The sequence below is a fragment of the Asticcacaulis sp. genome (assembly GCF_051954415.1).
GTDB lineage: Bacteria > Pseudomonadota > Alphaproteobacteria > Caulobacterales > Caulobacteraceae > Asticcacaulis.
This window is the reverse complement of sequence record NZ_JBQCHT010000013.1, coordinates 1-18,037: the sequence shown is the minus strand read 5'-3', so window position 1 is coordinate 18,037 and position 18,037 is coordinate 1. Positions and strand designations below refer to the sequence as shown.

Below are 18,037 nucleotides of genomic sequence, written 5' to 3'. Positions count from 1 at the left end.
ACAACCTGATTTGCAACGGAGCCCCTTATGAAAAGCATCGCCATGATTCCAGCCCGCATGGGCAGTCAGCGTCTTGCCAAGAAAAACCTGGCCCTGATCGATGGGGTGCCGATGATCGTCCACGCCATCCGTAAATGCCTGGCTACGGCGTTGTTTGATGAGATATGGGTCAATTCCGAGCACCCGGATTTCGGACCGATCGCCGAGGCCGAAGGCGTGAACTTCCATCAGCGTCCGGAAGAACTGGGTAATAACAACGCCACATCCGAGCAATTTGTGCGCGAGTTTCTTGAAAAGCACGAATGCGATTATCTGTTCCAGGTGCATTCGATTGCTCCTCTGTTATCGGTAGATGACGTAAAGAGTTTTGTCACCGAGATGAAGACGGACCGGTATGATGCCCTGATGAGTGTGGTCGATGAAAATCTTGAATGCGTTTATGACGGGCAACCGGTCAATTTCACTTTCGCCGAAAAGACGAACAGTCAGGATTTGCGACCGGTCCGCCGTATCGTATGGGCAGTGACCGCCTGGCGGCGCACCACTTTCCTGGCGGCTGCGCAAAATGGTGGTTGCGCCACCTATGCCGGGCGGGTTGGGTACAGCAGCGTGGGGCGCATGGCGGGACACGTCATCAAGACGCAGGAAGACCTCGATATCGCGAAAGCGCTTTATCCGATCATTATTCAGGGACAGAGCGCCTAAACGCATGCTTGAAATCATACGATCAGCGAGTGCAACGGAGGCAGAGGCGGCATGCGCTCAAGCACTGTCCGAGGCGCTCTCCGAAGCACTGAAGGCGACGCCCGATCGTATCAGCTTCATGATTTCAGGCGGCAATACGCCGCGTCGGGTTTTGCCGCGGGTTCTGGCGGCAGAATTGGATTGGGAACGTATCGTCGTTTTTGCCAGTGATGAACGGCTGGTGCCGGTTGATCACCCCGATTCGACCGAAGGCATGGTGCGTGAGATTTTTGCCGCTGCGAAAAAGTCGCTGCATTATCTTGGCTTTGGGCCGAGCATCGCGCCCGTGGCTGCGCTGGCCTTTTGGGAAGCGGCTCTGAAATCGGCAGCATGGCCGGTATCGGCGGGTTTTATCGGGATTGGTGAAGACGCGCACTTTGCTTCCCTCTTCCCGAACCGGCCGGAAATCACTGATCCGGACATTTTCGCTACCGCAGTTCCGGAAACGGCACCGCACAAACATGCGCGGCTGACGCTAGGGCGCGCCGCCTTCTCACAAGTGAAACTGCTGACCCTGGTGGTATCTGGAGAGACAAAGCGTCGGGTGCTGGAAGCGAGTCTGGCTAAGGAGGCGGATTGTAAGGTTCTGCCGGCAGCCCGTATTGGCGAGCATGGCTATGCGATCGCCTTCACAACCTAGTCGTTACGCCTGGCGTAAATTGTATAGGAGGGAGGGCGCTGAATATGGCGCATCGGCTGGAAACGGCGATTGCGTTCGGCCCACGGACTCCGCGACACCATGGTGTTAAAACCGGCGTCGTTGAGTACATTAAGAACCGGAAGCAATGTGCTGTTGCCATTGCTTAACGTATGACATTCGCAGACAATATACTTGATGCGGCGCAGGGAATTGGCCGCGCCCTCCAGCGCAACGGTTTCGCTGCCTTCGATATCTATCTTCAGCATATCGACGGAGCGGTCAATCAAATCATCAAGGGCGACGAGACTGACATCTACAGTACGATGTCCCGACTTGGCCCGCGACAGGACCAAGGTGGAGGCGGTATCTTCATCGTCCTGGACGGATAGTACACCCTTGCCCGTATGTGCACAGATGGCGGCCTCCAGAAACTCTACATTCTGCCATTGCTGTCGTTCGACATTTGAGCGGTATACGGCAGCAATTTCCGGCGCCGGGTCTACCGCCAGTATGCGGGCGTCACGAAACAGGCGTTTGAAATAGTAACTTGCCAAGCCAAAATTCGCTCCGGCGTCTATGATATAGGGAGCCTTGTTGTCGCTGTCGAAATAGTATTCCTGGCGAACGAGGATTTCATCCATGAGTTCAGGCACCATTTTAGGCGACAAAACGTTCATGCCGCGGGGCACAAGAAGGATGTTTCTGGTCACCACAACCGGTCGCATGAAGTCCCAGAAGCTGATCGCAGGGCGGGTATCAAACCACTCCTGCGCCTTGGTGATGATTTCTCCCGCCCGCCCTGGCTCCATGTAACGTATCCACATGCGCATGGCATTATAGTGCTCTTCCGCCGCGCCAATATCTTTCATTTTTTCGGCGGTTTCATCGGAAAGAAAGGGATGGTCCATGCGTAACTCCGTCGGTGCCCCTTTTGTCTCTCCCGCATTTCCCGCAGTGGCGTCAAGCATCTTTGGGCGTCCCTTCTCCGTTTTGCGGGATTTGCCAAAAAATAGCCGATATGGAAGGCCTTGGCGTTTATGAGAAAAAAGGCTTGCTCAATATTGTCGGCCATAGCTATGTTGCACCCGCAAAAAGAGGATGGATATGACAACTGCCACCAAAGCCGCAAAAATGACACCGGTTGAAGTAGAGGCCATTCGTGCGCTCGGATCGCCCGCCAGACAAATGGATGCGCTGAAAAACCGCAATGCGGGAGGGCGCTGCGTTATTATTGCCTGCGGGCCGTCTCTTTCAGAATATACCCCGGAAGAACTGACTGGCCTGCTCAAGGATGAGACCGTCATTGCCATCAAGCAGGCTTTTCCTTATGCGCCGGGCATAATGGATTATTTGCTTCTCAATACATGGAACTACCAGAAGTATGACTTTTCCGAACACCGCCCTCTGGTGGTTTATGAAAAGGCGGCGGCTGATCCGAAAGTTTTTGGCGAACACGATATATCACTCAATATTCCGAGGCCGAGCGAGTTGTCTCAGCAATTGGCGAGGGCCAGGAATTTTGATGACTATACCTTTGATGCGCAGCTTGACCGCCCCTGGGGGCCAGGCGTGCTTTACGAACTGGGTTTTTATTTAGGCGTTCATCTGGGGGTCAAGGAAATTGTCACCCTGGGTTGGGACGTTGGTGTAAAGAACACCACCGTCATGCCTCATTTTTATGACCGGCCGGACCCGCGCAAGACCAAGATACTGGCGCAATCCCAGGCTATCGCCGGCCGCGACGAACGCAATAAATTTCTGCACGATAACGGTGTCCTTTACAATAAGCCAAGGATCATACCTGATGAAGTTGATGCTTGTGCGGCTGTCAGCGGTGACTGGTACGACTGGCTGGCGGGTAAGGGAATTGACCTGAAGGTTGTTTCACGCTGTTCGTTGGTTGACGAAAAAATTCCCCGTATTCGTCTTGAAGATCTCGCCTAGAGTGCAAGTGCTTAAATGGAAACGCGCTCCACTCTGGTTTTCGTTTAAAGCCTTCATAAAAGTGAACGTCTGCTTTGGCAGTATGCGCTAAGCTTGATATTTGTTGATCACATGCCTGACCAGCCGGATTTCTAAATGACATCTTCTACACCTGTGTCCGTAAAGACCGCCATAAGCGAGGCCAATTATCATTCGGGACAGCGACAGCTTCTCGTGCGCGGCTGGATATCCCGCCCCGACCTTACGGCGCAGGTTCGCATTCTGCTGAATGACGGCACCGTGGTGCACGAAGGCGCTCTCAATACTTACCGCAAGGATATTGCTACGAAATTCGAACTGGGCGAGGGCGACAACGCCTTCCGCTTTGTTATGGAGCGTGTGGAACTGCCCGAGGGCGCGGAGCCAACTCAGGTGACGGCGGAATTTCTCGGTTTGGAAGGCGAGAGCCTGGCGAAAACCGTCCGGGCGTTATCTGTACTGGGTGACAAGACTTATAAGGTTGAATATCTGGCGTATGACCGACCCAGCCGCTTGCTGACGATAGGCGGTTATTATCTGCCCGATCGCCCTTTGATGGGCATGGGACTACGCCTGGCGTCGGGTAACAAGGTGAAGATAGAAAATCATTTTGTTTATCGGGATGATATCGACAACCGGACGCCGATGGGCCGGAATTTGCATTCGGGTTTTGAAGCGACCGTGCCCTTTGTCGGTGAGGGAGATATCACCGACATGAAGTTGTTGGCCCGCTTCGTTGATGACAGTTCAATTGAGCTGCCGGTCGAGACCGACAACATTCTTTTTAATCCGGCCCGCGGCGCACTTGAGAGCGTAGTCGTTGATCGATTGAATGGTAAGGTTACGGTTGCGGGATGGTTCCGGGCCTACGAAGCGGTAACAGGGATTGAAATGTCGGTCGGTGGGCACCGGCTTTACGGTTTCCCGGAACTTAGGCAGGACTCCGAACTGACGCGCAAACTTGGTTTCCGCGATGTGTCGGCTACTGCTTTCAGCTATAATCTTAGCCTGGAGGATGCTTTTTCGGATGGCCCACTGGCCGATTTTACGGCCTGTGAGGCTGTGGCGACGCTGTATAACAAGAGTGACGCCCTTCTGAACTTCAACCTCCCGTCAAAGAAGGTGAAGGTGCTGGATGCCGAGATGACGCTTTGCTTCTTTGACGAGCGCTCATCAACCTTCATGGTCTGGGGCAGGCATCAGTCGCGGCAGCCGCTCAGCCATTTACAAATTGCAACAGCACAACGCACCTATGGCAATCCGAAGCCTCTGGTAATAGCCGGAGCGCCTGATGGGAACGAGACGACGAACTGGCTTTCGATTCAGACTGTAAATGGTGTAGTTGGCCCAGCCCAGAAGCTGACCTATACCTTGTCAGGCGACGATGGCGAAGCGATGGCCGGGGAGTGGGGTTTTATTGCTGATCAACTGGTCTTCACCGCGCCAGGCGCCCTCTCCGGCAGGGACACAAAAAAAATCCTGCGAGCCTATCTTCAACATAACACGGCGCCACGCCACTTCGACGTTCCGCTGGTCTGTATCGTACTTCAGGGATCAATCTGCACGACAGGGGGGGGGAATGAACGTGTAAAGGCGATGCTGCGTTCTTTCAAAAACGCCGGCTACGCCACTGCGTTGATCGATCGAAGCGAGCCATGGGAACTTACCGCTTCCGCCGATGTGTACCGCGAACTGATGCCGTACTGTGATGCGCACCTGATGCTAACTAATTTGGTTCGTAAGGAATTGGCGGCCGCATTGGTCGAGCGGCTCAAGGCGCCCGGCAAATCATCACATGCAGCCAAGGTTGCGACCTGGCTCGATGAAGCGCTCAAGAAGCCTCGTGGGAACAGCAATAAGAACGATGGTATCTTCAACCGTGCCGATTCGGTTTTCAACGGTTCGGCGGCCGCCCTTCTGGAGATTTTGCAACCTCGCATAGTGATTACCGAATATATCTGGAGCTTTGAACTGCACGATCTGCTGCCGCCGGGGACCATTGGTCTGCTCGATACAATCGATGTCCAATCCCTGCGTTATGAACAGTTCCGTAAAGCCCGCGATCAGTTTGGCAATCGAGCAGTGCCTGTGCTGGAAAAATTCAGCGTCAGTCATAACGAAGAGGTCAAAGCCCTTACAGGGCCATCGTCGGTTATTGCCATCAGCCGTGATGAGAAAGACCATCTGGTTGAAATGCTGGGCGCTAAAAAGGTCGTTCTGGCTGGGGTCGGGGTCGAAGCCCGGCGAATGGAGGCGGATAATACAGGGCCGGCTTCGGTTTTATTTATTGGCAACAACTACGAACCGAATAATTTTGGCATTAACGAGTTTATTGAAAATACATGGCCCAAAGTGCTTGATATCGTGCCTAAGGCAGAACTCATGGTCGTTGGCAAGGTTTGTGAAGCCGTAACCGGTGGCGTCCATGCTTCCGTCAAGCTGTTGGGGATGGTGGCTGACCTGAATGATTATTACCGTAATGCCAAACTGGTTATTAATCCTGTCCTGTTCGGCACGGGTATTCCCGTAAAGACCATCGAGGCGCTGGGGCGCGGCAAGGCAATAGTGGCTACACCGGAGGGGGCGCGCGGTCTCGAAGACGCGATCGAATATGGAGCGCTGATCGTTTCATCTTCGGACGAAATGCACTTTGATATTGCGAACCTTCTGAATAATCAGCGAGAACGTGAAGCCCTTGAGAAAAAAGCGTTTGATTATGCTTGTGCGCATTTAAACGACGATATCGTCATGTCGGATTTGATGAACTTCATCGAGACAAAACTCTATTATTCCTGACGGTTACATTGCGGTAATTTATGCCTGCAAATGTGCCATGAAAAAGCCATATATGAAGACGTAATGGGGCGCGTTTGATATTGCTTTATATCAATTTTGCAGAGGCGGGAATCCCTGGGCATTAAAGTGCTTTAAGGGGCGAGGATGACGGGGAAATTTATGCTAACGGTCACCAATGATGTCCTGATCGGAGCGGATGGCGAGCTGTTTCTGGCAGGCGGTGGGCATCAGATTCTGAAGGTGGCTACCGGAGAGGTTCGGCCATCGACCGATTCCGTCAATAATTTTCTGGCCAACGTAATGTCACGCCGCAAGAAAGCCAAAGCGGCGGGCTGCCCCTATATGCACCTGATCGCGCCAGAAAAATTTCGCGTATATGACGAAGCTTTTCCGGTCGAAGATGCGCGCTGCTATTTCGATTATTACCGCGCGGTTTCCCCGGCGGATGTGGTTTATCCCGCAGAGCAGCTAAAGCATAATATGCATGGCCGTTCCTATTTTCGGACGGACACCCATTGGACATGGGCCGGGATGCTTCGAATTGGCGAGATCATGCTTGAGAAGGCAGGTGTAAGCCCCGAGCTTATTGAAAAAGCATCTGGCCATATGATGGCCGCGGTAACGACTGTCGATGAAGACTTTGCCGGCGACCTCGGGCGCAAGCTCGAACCCAAGCAGTCGGAGATGACCCGCCGTCCGAAGTGGCCGGCCAGGACGATCCGGATCGAGAATGGAATCGAGCATAATTTTACGGCATCGGTAAATGACGGCCGTATCGTGTGCTGCCGCAATCCGGAATCCTTGCTGGATTCAACCTTGCTGATCTTTGGTGACTCCTATCTTTACAATGCTCTGCCGATCCTCTCAACGCTGTATCGCAATATCGTCTTCCTGCGCACGCGCTTCTGGCACGATGAAGTGGTAACCATGGTCAGGCCGGATATGATTGTCACCCAGGCCGCCGAACGTTACCTCAGCAAGGTCGCCAATGACGATGTGGCGCCGCCCTATCTCCTGCTGCCATATGTACTGGGGCGCAGTCCGAAGATGGAACCGGCGGAGGCCGCGCTTCTGGCCAGTTTTTTCTCAGGCGGTCGCAAAATCGATTTTTCGGTCTATGGACTGGATTTGTAGGCATCGTTCAGGAGCATTAGCTTATCTCTCGTCATGCCGAGCCTGCGAAAAACGAACCGATAGACATTAACGTTTCAGCATAGTGGCCACGGGGTAAGGTGGCCAATCGTGAACCATCATCTTTTGCATAACCCCGGATCGGCAGCACGCGGCTTTGGGCGTCATGAGAGAACTATGATGCCGCAGCCCTTTAAGACGGAGATTGCAGACCGTCTGCAGGCTGTTATTCCCTGACAGATCAGCCGTCTTCTTGCGTGACCCTGAATTAAAAGTGGGCGGCAGCATGTCGAAAATGGACTTTATCGGATTTAGCCACCAGTCGAAAGAAGGGGCATTGTCAATCCGAAATGGTGTCTGATATTCCCGGTACAGCCATCATTGGCGAAGTCTTTTTTCCATGATAGCGTTTTTAAGAATTGAATTTTGTGAGCGCGCCGATGAAACATCCCTATTCCACTCAACCGGCCAGGGCCTTTTGGCGGAAAACGGTAGAAAGCACGCACCCGCTTTTAATCGGTGAGTGGTACACTCGCAAATTTCCGATAGGCGATGCGCGAATTGCCGCCGCAGGTAGCTGTTTTGCCCAGCACATTGGTCGTGAACTTCGGCAGAACGGCTTTAATTTTAATGATGTCGAGCGTCCGCCGCAGTTTCTGCCGCAGGAGAAATGGCTGGACTATGGCTACAATATGTATTCGGCCCGGTATGGCAACATATACACCTCACGGCAGTTGCTGCAATTGCTTCAGCGCGCCATGGGTGAAATCGAACATCGTCCGGAGCATGTGTGGCAAAAAGATGGGGGTTTTGTCGACGCTTTCCGCCCAACCATCGAAGCAGAGCCTTTCTTTTCCGTCGCTGAACTGGAAGCGCACCGTGACTATCACTTGCAAGCGGTTCTGCGTCTTTTCAAATCAACTCAGATCTTTGTCTTCACGCTCGGCCTCACGGAAACCTGGGCGCTGAAAAGCGATGGGACTGTCTTCCCAGTATGTCCGGGCACCGCTGGCGGAGAGTTCGATCCCGACCTGCATGAGTTCGTTAATCTGACCTATCCGGAAATCATGCAGGACATGGAACGTTTCTTTGCACAGGTACGCAGGATTCGTCCGGATATGAAATTCATCCTGACGGTGAGCCCTGTGCCGTTGATGGCGACCGCGACCGCGTCAAATGTCATCTCAGCGACATCCTATTCCAAATCTGTTTTGCGGGCGGTCGCTGGCGCGCTTTCGGATAAATATGAATGGGTCGATTACTTTCCGTCATTTGAGATCATTTCGTCGGTGCCCATGCGTTCCCAGTTTTACAATAGTGATATGCGAACGGTTGCCTCTGTCGGTGTCGATCATGTGATGAAGCAATTTTTCCGGGAACATCCGCCGATTGCCGCAAACGCTGAGGTTTCAGATGTGCCGGCGCAGGTGGCAACCGGGAGCAGGGACGAGGTCAAGTGTGACGAAGAACTGCTGGCGGCATTCGGAGACGGACGATGAAACGGATTTTGCTGACGGGCAACTCGCAATGCGTCGCTCTAAAACTGGCGCTGGATCGCCGCCAGCGTGAAGGTCGTTCGTTTGAGGATATTAGTCTCAAGGTCTTGCCGATTGGTGCCGGCCGGGAAATGCTTGGGCGTTTCTTTGCGGTCAGGAATGATGAGGTGGTAACGATCAGTGCTTCCTATCCCAGCCTGACATTCTCAAAAGGCCAGCAGAGCTATGACTATGTCGGTATTGGGGCGCCATTCTACTCCCTGGGCCTGACGGCAAATACATCGTGGAAGATATTTTCGCTGCCGGACGTTTGGGGAAGCAAGGTGCCGGTATCGCGAGCGCTTTTCAAAACAGCTGTGCTCGAATATCAGAAGCCCGCGCTAGACTTCATTACGGCACTGACCGAAAAAGGAGTTCGCGTTTTTGTTTATGAAGCGGCGCGGCTATTTGCGCACCATGAAATACTGATGTCCATTGGACTTGAGACGGTTGCGAATGTAGACAGACAGTATCGTGCTATCATAAAGGCCGAACTTGAAAAGCGCGGCGTGCCAATTGTGTTCCTGCCTGAGGCATGCATCAACTCGGAAGGTTTCACGCGCAATGAATACCGTCTTGAAAAGGAAGGTGACCAAAATCACGGCAATGTCGAACTCGGTGAGGCTTTGGTCCAGGAAATTCGCCGCCAGGCTCTGGAATGGGCTTAGGTGCGTTTGAGATTGGCGGACAGTTTTTGTTTACTTCCTGTTCGCTTATATAGATCAAAGACGGGGATCGGACCGGTGCATGGCTGAGCGAAAACGTAATATCCTGATTTTCGGCGCGAAAAACTGGCTTTAATGCCGATGCCGTCGTCCTTGATTTTATCGACGAACGTTTCGGCCTGGCCCTCACAAATGCAAGCGCCTTCAGTTATTCAAGCGCTTTCAGGGCCATGTTGCCAAAAAAGGCTGTCCGGCCGTTTACTCGTTTCGTGCCGCCGCATAGAGAAGCATATCTGGAAATGACCCGACAGAACCTGCCGGCATTTTGCGAGCAGTTGTCAGATATGCCGCGCCTGGTGGTGAGTGATACGGTCTGGACAAGCCGAACCGAACCGGGGGGCAATTGTTCCACAGCATATGTTTGATATGGTGGAGCTCTGTAATCGTTTGCTGGATATGATCTATGAAGAACCGGCCCGCCGGACGCACGCTTCTTGCCTCTCCATTCCGCGGGTTGTACTTGTTGCCAAGCACAATCATCGCTGGGGTGATGCATTGTTCCATCACTCGGATGACAATGAACGTCTGATCGCCCGGCGCCTGAATGAAGAAATCCGACAGCCTAGGATTTAAGATAGGCCTGTTTGAACGCGCTTATTATTTCGCCGACGAAAGGCCTTGTGACATGGCGGCGGTCCGACTCCCAGACAAGCGCGGGATCGGAATAATTGGCCATCTCGAAGCTTGGGAAATAGTCGACCCGTTCATTTTCCCTGGCGAATTCTTCGGCTGCGGCGCGCAGGACGGCTTTTGAATAGCTGTTGGCGATAATCACATCGTCGCCCGTATAGGAGGCGAGGAAGGGGACGGGGGAGACAGTCAGCAACATGCGCCAGCCGGGCTTACCGTGGGCATTCAATAATGCTGCGATTTCACGCAGGCCATTGATATGATCGGCGTAGGACAGGACGTCGAGTACATACCGCCCGGTGTTTTCCGATTTGAAGCTTATCGGACTGTCCACCAGGCTGATGCCTGTCTCTGTGTCGCGCCAGCCTTCGGCCAGGCCGAGGGTCACAACAATCAGATCGGACGTATAGGCGCCGCGCATCAGACGGTTGATCTCCTGGCGGCGCCTCTGAACCGAGGCCTTGTCTTCTCCGGCCAGAATATTATGGGCCGCGAGATCAACGAACCGGCCCGACGCGATCTCCTGAATGGCGGGATGGTCTTCGACCGGTGCGGCCTGGGCCGCCCAACGCAATTCCTCCACCATGGTGCGGATCGTGTATTTATTTACGACGCCCATCCGGTAGATTCGCTCATCTGTGCCGGAAACAGCCGCGGGCACCTTGGGTTCCCACTGGTTGAAGATTTCCGGATGGCTGCTCACGTCAATCCCGTCAGCGTTCATCGCTTCCTCGATCTCGCGCGCGAAGCAGGAGCCGATGGTGAAAAGGGTCTCTCTGCCGGTGAAAGAAAAGCTCGGCTTGATAAGCGGGGCGAATACCGGCTCTTTTAGCCTTTCGCTGGCGCCAAGCGCGCGCAGTTCAGGCGCCAGATGATCGGCAAACCACCAGCGCCCGTGTTCGCGGTTGCCGCGCAGGCGCGCCTCGGCTTCAGTATAGGGCAGGGAGAGAAGGGGCATTTGTTTCTTTCTGGCAGACGGCCGCATAATTGGGCGGTGTATGCCGGGGGTCAAGCTAATTGCCGGAAGAAGGCGCACTTTTGGGGTTGGAATAAGGTGGAAAGGAATGGCATAAGGCGGCAGATTTCATTCCAGTAAGGCGAATCCATGACCCAGCCCCGTGTCCTGATCAGCAACATCATGATGTTGAACGAGCGTCCGCGTTTCGACGCAAAGCTCAGGGAAATGGGGTATGAGCCGGTCTGGGCCACGGTCAGCCAGTTCCTCGACGAGGCGGCCTGTCTTGACCTGGTAGGCGAGATCGACGGCTGGCTGGCTGGTGATGATCAGATCACCCGCAAAGTGCTCGAAAAGGCCCTGCCGCGGCTGAAGGTCATTGCCAAGTGGGGCACCGGCATTGACAGCATCGACCGCATGGCTGCCGCCGAACTTGGTGTGCCGGTAAAGAATGCGCCGGGCGCTTTTGCCCATGCTGTGGCGGAATATGCCATCGGCCTGATCCTGATGGCCAATCGTCAGCTTGGCACGGTCGACCGCGCCATCCGCGCCGGGCAATGGCCCAAGCCGCGTGGCCGCGAACTGAACGGATCGACGCTTGGCATGATCGGTTATGGTGCCATCGGCCGTCGCATCGGCGAACTGGGGGCGGGCTTCGGCATGACGGTCATCCATCATGATCCATTCTCAAAGGACTCGCTCAGTGTCGATGAGATCGCCGCGCAGGCTGATGTCGTCTGTATCGCCTGCGCCCTGACGCCGGAAAACCGCGGCATGATCAATGCGGACTTTCTGGCGAAGATGAAGTCATCGGCCCTGTTGTGCAATGTGGCGCGCGGTCCTATCGTGAAGGAGGCCGACCTGATCGCCGCGCTTCAGACGGGCATCATTGCCGGTGCGGCGCTCGATGTCTTCGAGCAGGAGCCCCTGCCTCTGACGAGCCCATTCATTGCCATGGATAATGTGGTCCTGGGCTCGCATAACGGCAACAACTGCGTTGGCGCCGTCGAGTATGTCCACCAGGTGACGCTTGATAATCTTGCGGCCGGATTGAGCTGAGTCTTGGCGGGCAAACGCTGGTCCTTCATTGATGGCGCGCATCCGGTGCAGATTCTGGGGCGCGGCTGGGCGGCCCCTTCGGATGTCGGCCTGTGGAATGACGGCACCAGCGCGACGCTTAAACTGGGTGATGCCAATGTTCCGGCGATGCTTACGATCGATGGGCAGACCTTCGCCCATCGCCAGCGGGTTCGCTTATTTGCCGGAAAAACGCAACTGGCCGAACTGATCCTGCCGCAGGAAGCGGAACGATGTGTCGCTGTTCCCCCGGATATGCTGTTGGCGGGCCAGTCGCTGCGACTGGAATTTCCGGATGCGGATGTCCCGTACAATCTTGGATTCAATGCGGATCGTCGTACCCTCGCCCTGTGCCTGACCGGCCTGGAATGGCGTCCTGTCATGACCGCACCGGTAAAGTGTCCGCGCCTTTTCGGGACGTTCCTGGCGCGTCCCGTGGCCAGCATATTGCGCATCTGGGGCAGGGGGGCCGCGCCTGACGCCCGCTTTCGTCTCAATGATGCCCTGGTGTTCAGTTGCCCGGTCCAGAACGGGGGAACCTGGTCGGTCTGGCTGGCCATATCGCCTGAGCAGGCCAGCGCCTCACGCCTGAAACTGGATATCTACCGGATGGATGGGGCGCTGATTGATGTGGCCGGTATTGATCAGTACGCGATCGATGATGAATCCGGCGGCGGGGCGCCCATTCTGCTTCATATGGTGTATAAGCCTTATCAGGGTGATGTGCGGGAGATAACGCAGACATCGGGTATGTCATTCGTCGAACGCATCGAGCGACATCTCTATAAATTGATTTCAAGTCATTCCGTTACGTCCTTGCCGTCCCTGCCAGAGGAACCACCGCTGGTAACGGCGCCTCCGTCAAACGATGCAGCAGGATCTGAGCCGGCGGCACCGCCTTCCCCGGTGCAGGTCACTTACAACGCCGCCGCCCGATTGTTGATGATCCGTGTGGCTCTTGATGAAGGGGTTGATGAGGTTCGGGTACTGGGAGATGAGAGCGCCGAACTGGCCAGGGTTCGGTCTTCCGGCCCCGAAGCCAGGGCGGCAACGATCTGCGCGCCGGAAGCATTGCCGCTCAGCCTGACGATCCGGCATTACAGCGGGGCAGATTGTGTAGAAGAACAGGTCATTCGGCGCGATGCCATTCAGTTGGCGGGGCTTGAAGTGGCGGCCCTCGCCCTCGACGGGGCGGAGATCAGCGGTGCCTTCTGGGTCGGGGCGGGAGCCGGGAGCGACTGGCAACTGACCTGTCAGGGCGCGATCGTGGGCCAGGCCCATATGGCAGAGGGGTGCAGCCTGGCCGACCTGTCATTAAGCGCCATTCCCTTCCGGATACCCCTGCCGGATCGGGATATCCAGCCGGCGCATGACAAGTTGCCTGGCGACAGGATATGGATCACACCCATAGCGCCGGGGGTGCCTGTGCCTGTGCAGCGACCGCTGACCTTGTCGCGGGTTCAGTTGAAAGGGCCGCATCGACCTGCACGCGAACTGGCGGCCCTGAGAGACATACACCGCGGGAGAGCCGCATGGATTATTGGCAACGGGCCGAGCGTCCGGCTTGAAGACCTTGAAGCGATCCCGACCGGAGATGTGGTCTTCGCATTCAACCGGTTCTATCTCAGTTATGCGGACCATCCCCTGCGTGAAGACTATGTGGTTTCCGCCGATGCTCAGATGGTCGATGATTTCGGTCAGGAAATAATCGAACGCTCAAGCGGTCTGCCCTTGTTCTGCCGTCCGCGTGAGGCTCTGTCGCACCTGCGGGGGCGTTTTGTGGCCCTGACGCCCGGAAACAGCGCCCTGCCGGTCTTTTCCACTGACCCCGCACATTTTGTGTCTGTAGGCGGTTCGTCGGTCTTCGTGGCGCTGCAAATGGCCTGGTACATGGGACTGCGCGACATCAGGCTCTACGGCATGGATTACAGTTTCAATACGGTGCTGAGTGACGATCTTGGGGGCGGGGGCGTGATGGCGGTCAATGACGGCAATCACTTTATCCCCAACTACCGTGGCGACAGGCCCTGGCATCCGCCATCTTGGGCGGACATCGCAACAGGCTTTCTGAATGCCCGCATTGCTTTTGAACTGGACGGTGGTCGCATCGTCAACGCGACGCGTGGCGGCCGGCTGGAGATCTTCCAGCGAATGGACCTGCCAGATCTGATCGCTGAGACGTGTTAAAAAAATGTAGCAATTGCAACAGGGTATCGGCAAGACCTCAGCACGTGCCAAGCCCTCATTCGTGGTTGTACTTTTTTGAAAAACGAATTGCACCTGATGGCAAGCTACGTTAACGCTGGAAGGCCGAAGGTGGTCAGGCGCGGTGTGCCGCAGTCACCGCCCTGGTGTGGGGGATTTTTTTGCAGGGCCTGAACCGTAATATTCGCTCGTTTCAGGTGAGCGCGGTTTGGCTGCGTGATAGTTTTTGTGAGGCAGAATGAGATTTGGAATTATCGGTTACGGCAAGATGGGGGAAATTCGTCACGAGGCGGTGAAAAAGACCGGCATTGGCGAAGTCGTGGCCATTTACGGTTTTGGCCCGGATCCGGTGCCGGAAGATCTGCGCGTCGACAGCGTTGACGCCATTCTGAACGACCCGACCATTGACGGCGTCTTTATCTGCTGCGTTAATTCGCTCAATCAGGAAATGACCATTCGCGCCCTCAAGGCCGGCAAGCATATCCTGTGCGAAAAGCCGCCCGCCTTCAATGCCGCCGGCGTCGAGGAAATCCGCAAGGTCGAGGCCCAGGCCAACAAGGTGCTGATGTATGGTTTCAACCACCGCCACCACGGCGCGGCTGTCAAGATGCGCCAGATCGTCGATGAAGGCGATCATGGCCGCATCCTGTGGATGCGCGGTCGTTATGGCAAGTCGGTCGATGAGAACTATCTCAGCACCTGGCGCGCCGATCCGAAACTCGCCGGCGGCGGTATCCTGCTCGATCAGGGCATCCACATGCTCGACCTGTTCATGTATCTCGGCGGCGAATTCGACGAGGTCCAGGCCATGGTCTCCAGCATATACTGGAATATTCCGGGCATCGAGGACAATGTCTTCGCCATGTTCCGCAATTCGAAGACCGGCCTTGCGGCCTCCCTGCATTCCACCATGGTTCAATGGCGCCATCTGTTCTCGCTCGAAGTCTTCATGGAGCGCGGTTATATGGTGCTCAACGGCCTCAAGACGTCGTCGAACTCCTATGGCGCCGAACAGCTTGTCGTGGCGCGCAATCGCAGCCATGCGCCGGCCGCCACCTGGGCGGAAGAATCCTCCGAAACCTTCGAGACGGATACGAGCTGGGAACGCGAAGCGCAGATTTTCGCCGACTGGATCAGGACCGGCGCGCCCGAAGGTCATGGCGGCGATTCCTTAAGCGCCCTGCGCGTCATGCGCGTCATCGATGCCGTCTATGCCCAGGAAAAACATACCGCACCACAACTCTATTCGCGTCTCAACGCTGACGCCGACGCCTGATAATAAACAAGATTGGAGATACCCATGTCCGCTGATACCGCTGCCCCGGCCAATGCCGATGCCTTCCTGGCCCCTTATTTCGAACAGTACACCAAGCTGATGTACAATGCCGAAGTGGCCGCCAATATCCAGAAATTCGCCGACCTGGCACTTCAGGTGCGCGCCAATGGCGCCAAGATGATGTTCTCCGGCAATGGCGCTTCGGCCTCATGCGCCGAGCACGGTGCCACCGACTTCACCAAGCAAGGCAAGGTTCGTGGCGTCACCTTCCACGATCCGAACCTGATGACCTGCTTTGCCAACGATTTCGGTTTCGATCACTGGGTCGCCAAGGCCGTCGAACACTATGCAGACGATAATGACGTGGTCGTCCTGATCAGCGTGTCCGGCACCTCGCCTTCCGTCGTCAATGCTGCCAAATATGCCAGGGAACGCGGCCTGAAGGTCGTTTCCTTCACCGGCCGTTCGAGCGACAACCCGTTGAAGCAGTTGTCCGACATCGCCTTCTGGGCCGATTCGGATGCCTACAACGTGGTGGAAAACCTGCATGGCATGTGGCTGACCGGTACGATCGATTATGTCATTGGCAAGTCGGTCTATGAAACCCGCGCTTACGAACTGAAGTAGGTTTTGGTGACCTATCTGCGTCAGGAAAGATCGCCCCTCAGTGCTGTGGCGCTTGGGGGCGATACCACCCCCGCGTCGTTGGCCGATGCCTATGCTGGAATGGCCGTGGAAATTGGCCGCGAGCCTAAACGCTGGGGCGCGTGGAAGCTCGGCGGCACCAATTTCGGCAGCCAGGCGGCATTCAATGTCACGCGTGGCTATTTCGGCGCCATTGATCGCACGGAAATCCTGTCGCAACCATCCGTGGCGCCGGGATTCCCGCTCTTCGAGATCAAGGGCGAGGTCGAGGTGGCGCTGCGCATCGGCGCTGATGGCAAGAGTTTCGACGCCTGGTGTGTCTGCCTGGAAATGCCGTCGTCACCGATCACCAACCTGCTCGAAGCCGGCGTGGCCGCCCTGGTAGCCGACCGCTGCGCGGCCGGTGCTCTGCTTCTTGGTGCTGAGCGTATGGTGGAAACCATTGGTGCCATTGATACGGCCCGCTTTACGCTGGAAATCAATGGCGAAGCGGCCTCGGTCGGTACCCTGGCCGATCTGGTGGCCACGCCCCAGGCGTGTCTGGATGATTTCCGCGCCCTGGCGGCAGAGACCGGTTTCCATCCCAAAGCCGGTGACTGGGTGGCGACCGGCGGCATTACCAAGTGCATCGCCTTCGATCCGGGCTCGCATGTGCGCGTGCTATTCAATGACGAGGTCGTGCTTGACTTCACTGCCAGTGTTCTGGAAGCCTAGATGAACGACAAAACGATTCAGACGGGGCTCGAAGCTATACTCCGCGAGGCCATGACTCTGGCACGCCAGGCGCCGCCCAGCCGCGCGGATTTCAAGGCGGCGCAGGACTATGTCACCGATGTCGACCTAGCCGTAGATGCCTTTCTGGCTGAAAAACTGTCGGCACTTACGCCGGACACGCCGGTGCTGAGCGAGGAACGCGCGGTCGAGGAAACGGGCGAACTCGACGGCTATTGGATCGTCGATCCGATCGACGGCACGATGAACCTGATGTGCCGTATCCCGTTTGTCGGTATATCCGTGGCTCTGGTCGATACGAAGGGACCGCGCATTGCCGCTGTGGCTTCCGTGGCCGATGGCGTCATCTATTCGGCGGCGCGCGGGCAGGGCGCTTTTCGTGATGGCGTGAAGCTTGATCTGTCTCAAACAAAGCCCAGCGAACTGATCGTCCTGTCCACCGGCCTGCTAGATGACTTGGTGGCCGGCCATGCCGATTCTTACGCCGCCATGCGCAAGATAGGCAAGATCCGTAATCTTGGCGCCCAGGCGCTCAATCTTTGTTTTGTCGCTGGCGGTGGGCTCGCGGCCGTAGCCTCGGTCGAAGCCAGGGTGTGGGACGAAGCGGCGGGCGGCCTGATCGTGCGTGAAGCCGGCGGTATCTGGACGGCAGCCTCGGATCATGCCAACTGGCGGTCGCCATCTCAAATGATGACCATCCGGAAGCAACGCAGCCTGGCGGCGCATCCTCAAGTGGCTGTTGTTGCGGCCAATTCCCTGAAACCGGTGCTGGGCTAAATCGAACGAGGGAGTTCAGCCTCGCCCCAGCGCCAGGATTCGGTCTATCTCTTCCACCATATCCGCATGTGTCAGTATGGCGAGTGTATCTATTGGATCATAGGCGTATAGATGATCTTTTAGCAAGGCTGCGACATGGCGGCGGAAGGCCTGGCGCTGGTCGTCGAAACCTGAGCGCGCCAGGGCGGCGTTGACCGTATCGGCCAG

General features: G+C 56.0%; 16 protein-coding genes and 1 pseudogene. 14 read left to right on the top strand and 3 right to left on the bottom strand.

The genetic code is table 11. The features are described from left to right. The first annotated feature begins 27 nt into the window (after positions 1-27). Complete coding sequence (locus tag ACTHND_RS04900; protein WP_440176327.1) at positions 28-705, top strand: acylneuraminate cytidylyltransferase family protein; 678 nt, start codon at positions 28-30, stop codon at positions 703-705. Between the two features lie 4 nt (positions 706-709). Continuing rightward, the gene (locus tag ACTHND_RS04895; protein WP_440176325.1) at positions 710-1,384 is read left to right on the top strand and encodes a 6-phosphogluconolactonase; all 675 of its coding nucleotides are present in this window, start codon (positions 710-712) and stop codon (positions 1,382-1,384) included. Here ACTHND_RS04895 and ACTHND_RS04890 read toward each other — a convergent pair. Beyond that, entirely contained in the window at positions 1,381-2,292 is a 912-nt protein-coding gene (locus ACTHND_RS04890; protein ID WP_440176323.1) for an FkbM family methyltransferase, read from the bottom strand. The two genes, ACTHND_RS04895 and ACTHND_RS04890, sit on opposite strands and share 4 nt — an antisense overlap. 196 nt (positions 2,293-2,488) lie before the next feature. On the opposite strand from ACTHND_RS04890, the gene ACTHND_RS04885 reads away from it, so the two are divergent. From ACTHND_RS04885 to ACTHND_RS04860, 6 genes and pseudogenes are all read left to right on the top strand, one after another. Next, positions 2,489-3,328 carry a hypothetical protein gene (locus ACTHND_RS04885; RefSeq protein WP_440176322.1) on the top strand — a complete coding sequence of 280 codons (840 nt, stop codon included), beginning with the start codon at positions 2,489-2,491 and terminating at the stop codon, positions 3,326-3,328. A gap of 135 nt (positions 3,329-3,463) precedes the next feature. Then, positions 3,464-6,142, top strand: a complete 2,679-nt coding sequence (locus ACTHND_RS04880; RefSeq protein ID WP_440176319.1) for a glycosyltransferase — start codon at positions 3,464-3,466, stop codon at positions 6,140-6,142. Positions 6,143-6,301: 159 nt separating this feature from the next. Beyond that, a complete protein-coding gene (locus ACTHND_RS04875) occupies positions 6,302-7,276 on the top strand; it encodes a hypothetical protein (protein ID WP_440176317.1) in 975 nt (324 codons plus the stop codon). Between the two features lie 437 nt (positions 7,277-7,713). Beyond that, positions 7,714-8,772: a GSCFA domain-containing protein gene (locus ACTHND_RS04870; RefSeq protein ID WP_440176315.1), complete on the top strand. Its 1,059-nt coding sequence runs from the start codon at positions 7,714-7,716 to the stop codon at positions 8,770-8,772. Next, entirely contained in the window at positions 8,769-9,476 is a 708-nt protein-coding gene (locus ACTHND_RS04865) for a hypothetical protein (protein ID WP_440176313.1), read from the top strand. The genes ACTHND_RS04870 and ACTHND_RS04865 overlap by 4 nt, the downstream gene beginning before the upstream one ends. A gap of 140 nt (positions 9,477-9,616) precedes the next feature. Then, positions 9,617-9,898, top strand: a pseudogene (locus tag ACTHND_RS04860) (DUF6270 domain-containing protein); the annotation flags it as partial. 197 nt (positions 9,899-10,095) lie between these two features. Here the strand turns inward: ACTHND_RS04860 and ACTHND_RS04855 are convergent. Further along, positions 10,096-11,175 carry a GSCFA domain-containing protein gene (locus tag ACTHND_RS04855; RefSeq protein ID WP_440176311.1) on the bottom strand — a complete coding sequence of 360 codons (1,080 nt, stop codon included), beginning with the start codon at positions 11,173-11,175 and terminating at the stop codon, positions 10,096-10,098. Between the two features lie 93 nt (positions 11,176-11,268). On the opposite strand from ACTHND_RS04855, the gene ACTHND_RS04850 reads away from it, so the two are divergent. The 6 genes from ACTHND_RS04850 (at position 11,269) to ACTHND_RS04825 (ending at position 17,830) form a co-directional block, all read left to right on the top strand. Continuing rightward, entirely contained in the window at positions 11,269-12,177 is a 909-nt protein-coding gene (locus ACTHND_RS04850) for a phosphoglycerate dehydrogenase (RefSeq protein WP_440176309.1), read from the top strand. Between the two features lie 3 nt (positions 12,178-12,180). Further along, on the top strand, positions 12,181-14,382 hold the full coding sequence (locus tag ACTHND_RS04845; protein ID WP_440176307.1) for a 6-hydroxymethylpterin diphosphokinase MptE-like protein: 2,202 nt from the start codon (positions 12,181-12,183) through the stop codon (positions 14,380-14,382). A gap of 256 nt (positions 14,383-14,638) precedes the next feature. Further along, the gene (locus ACTHND_RS04840) at positions 14,639-15,676 is read left to right on the top strand and encodes a Gfo/Idh/MocA family protein (protein WP_440176305.1); all 1,038 of its coding nucleotides are present in this window, start codon (positions 14,639-14,641) and stop codon (positions 15,674-15,676) included. Between the two features lie 24 nt (positions 15,677-15,700). Next, a complete protein-coding gene (locus ACTHND_RS04835; RefSeq protein WP_440176302.1) occupies positions 15,701-16,303 on the top strand; it encodes an SIS domain-containing protein in 603 nt (200 codons plus the stop codon). 6 nt (positions 16,304-16,309) lie between these two features. After that, a complete protein-coding gene (locus ACTHND_RS04830; RefSeq protein ID WP_440176299.1) occupies positions 16,310-17,035 on the top strand; it encodes a hypothetical protein in 726 nt (241 codons plus the stop codon). Next, complete coding sequence (locus ACTHND_RS04825; protein WP_440176298.1) at positions 17,036-17,830, top strand: inositol monophosphatase family protein; 795 nt, start codon at positions 17,036-17,038, stop codon at positions 17,828-17,830. A 15-nt stretch (positions 17,831-17,845) separates the two neighbouring features. On the opposite strand, the gene ACTHND_RS04820 is transcribed toward ACTHND_RS04825, so the two are convergent. Further along, positions 17,846-18,037, bottom strand: a 192-nt coding sequence (locus ACTHND_RS04820; protein ID WP_440176296.1) for a hypothetical protein, incomplete at its 5' end; no start/stop codon positions are given.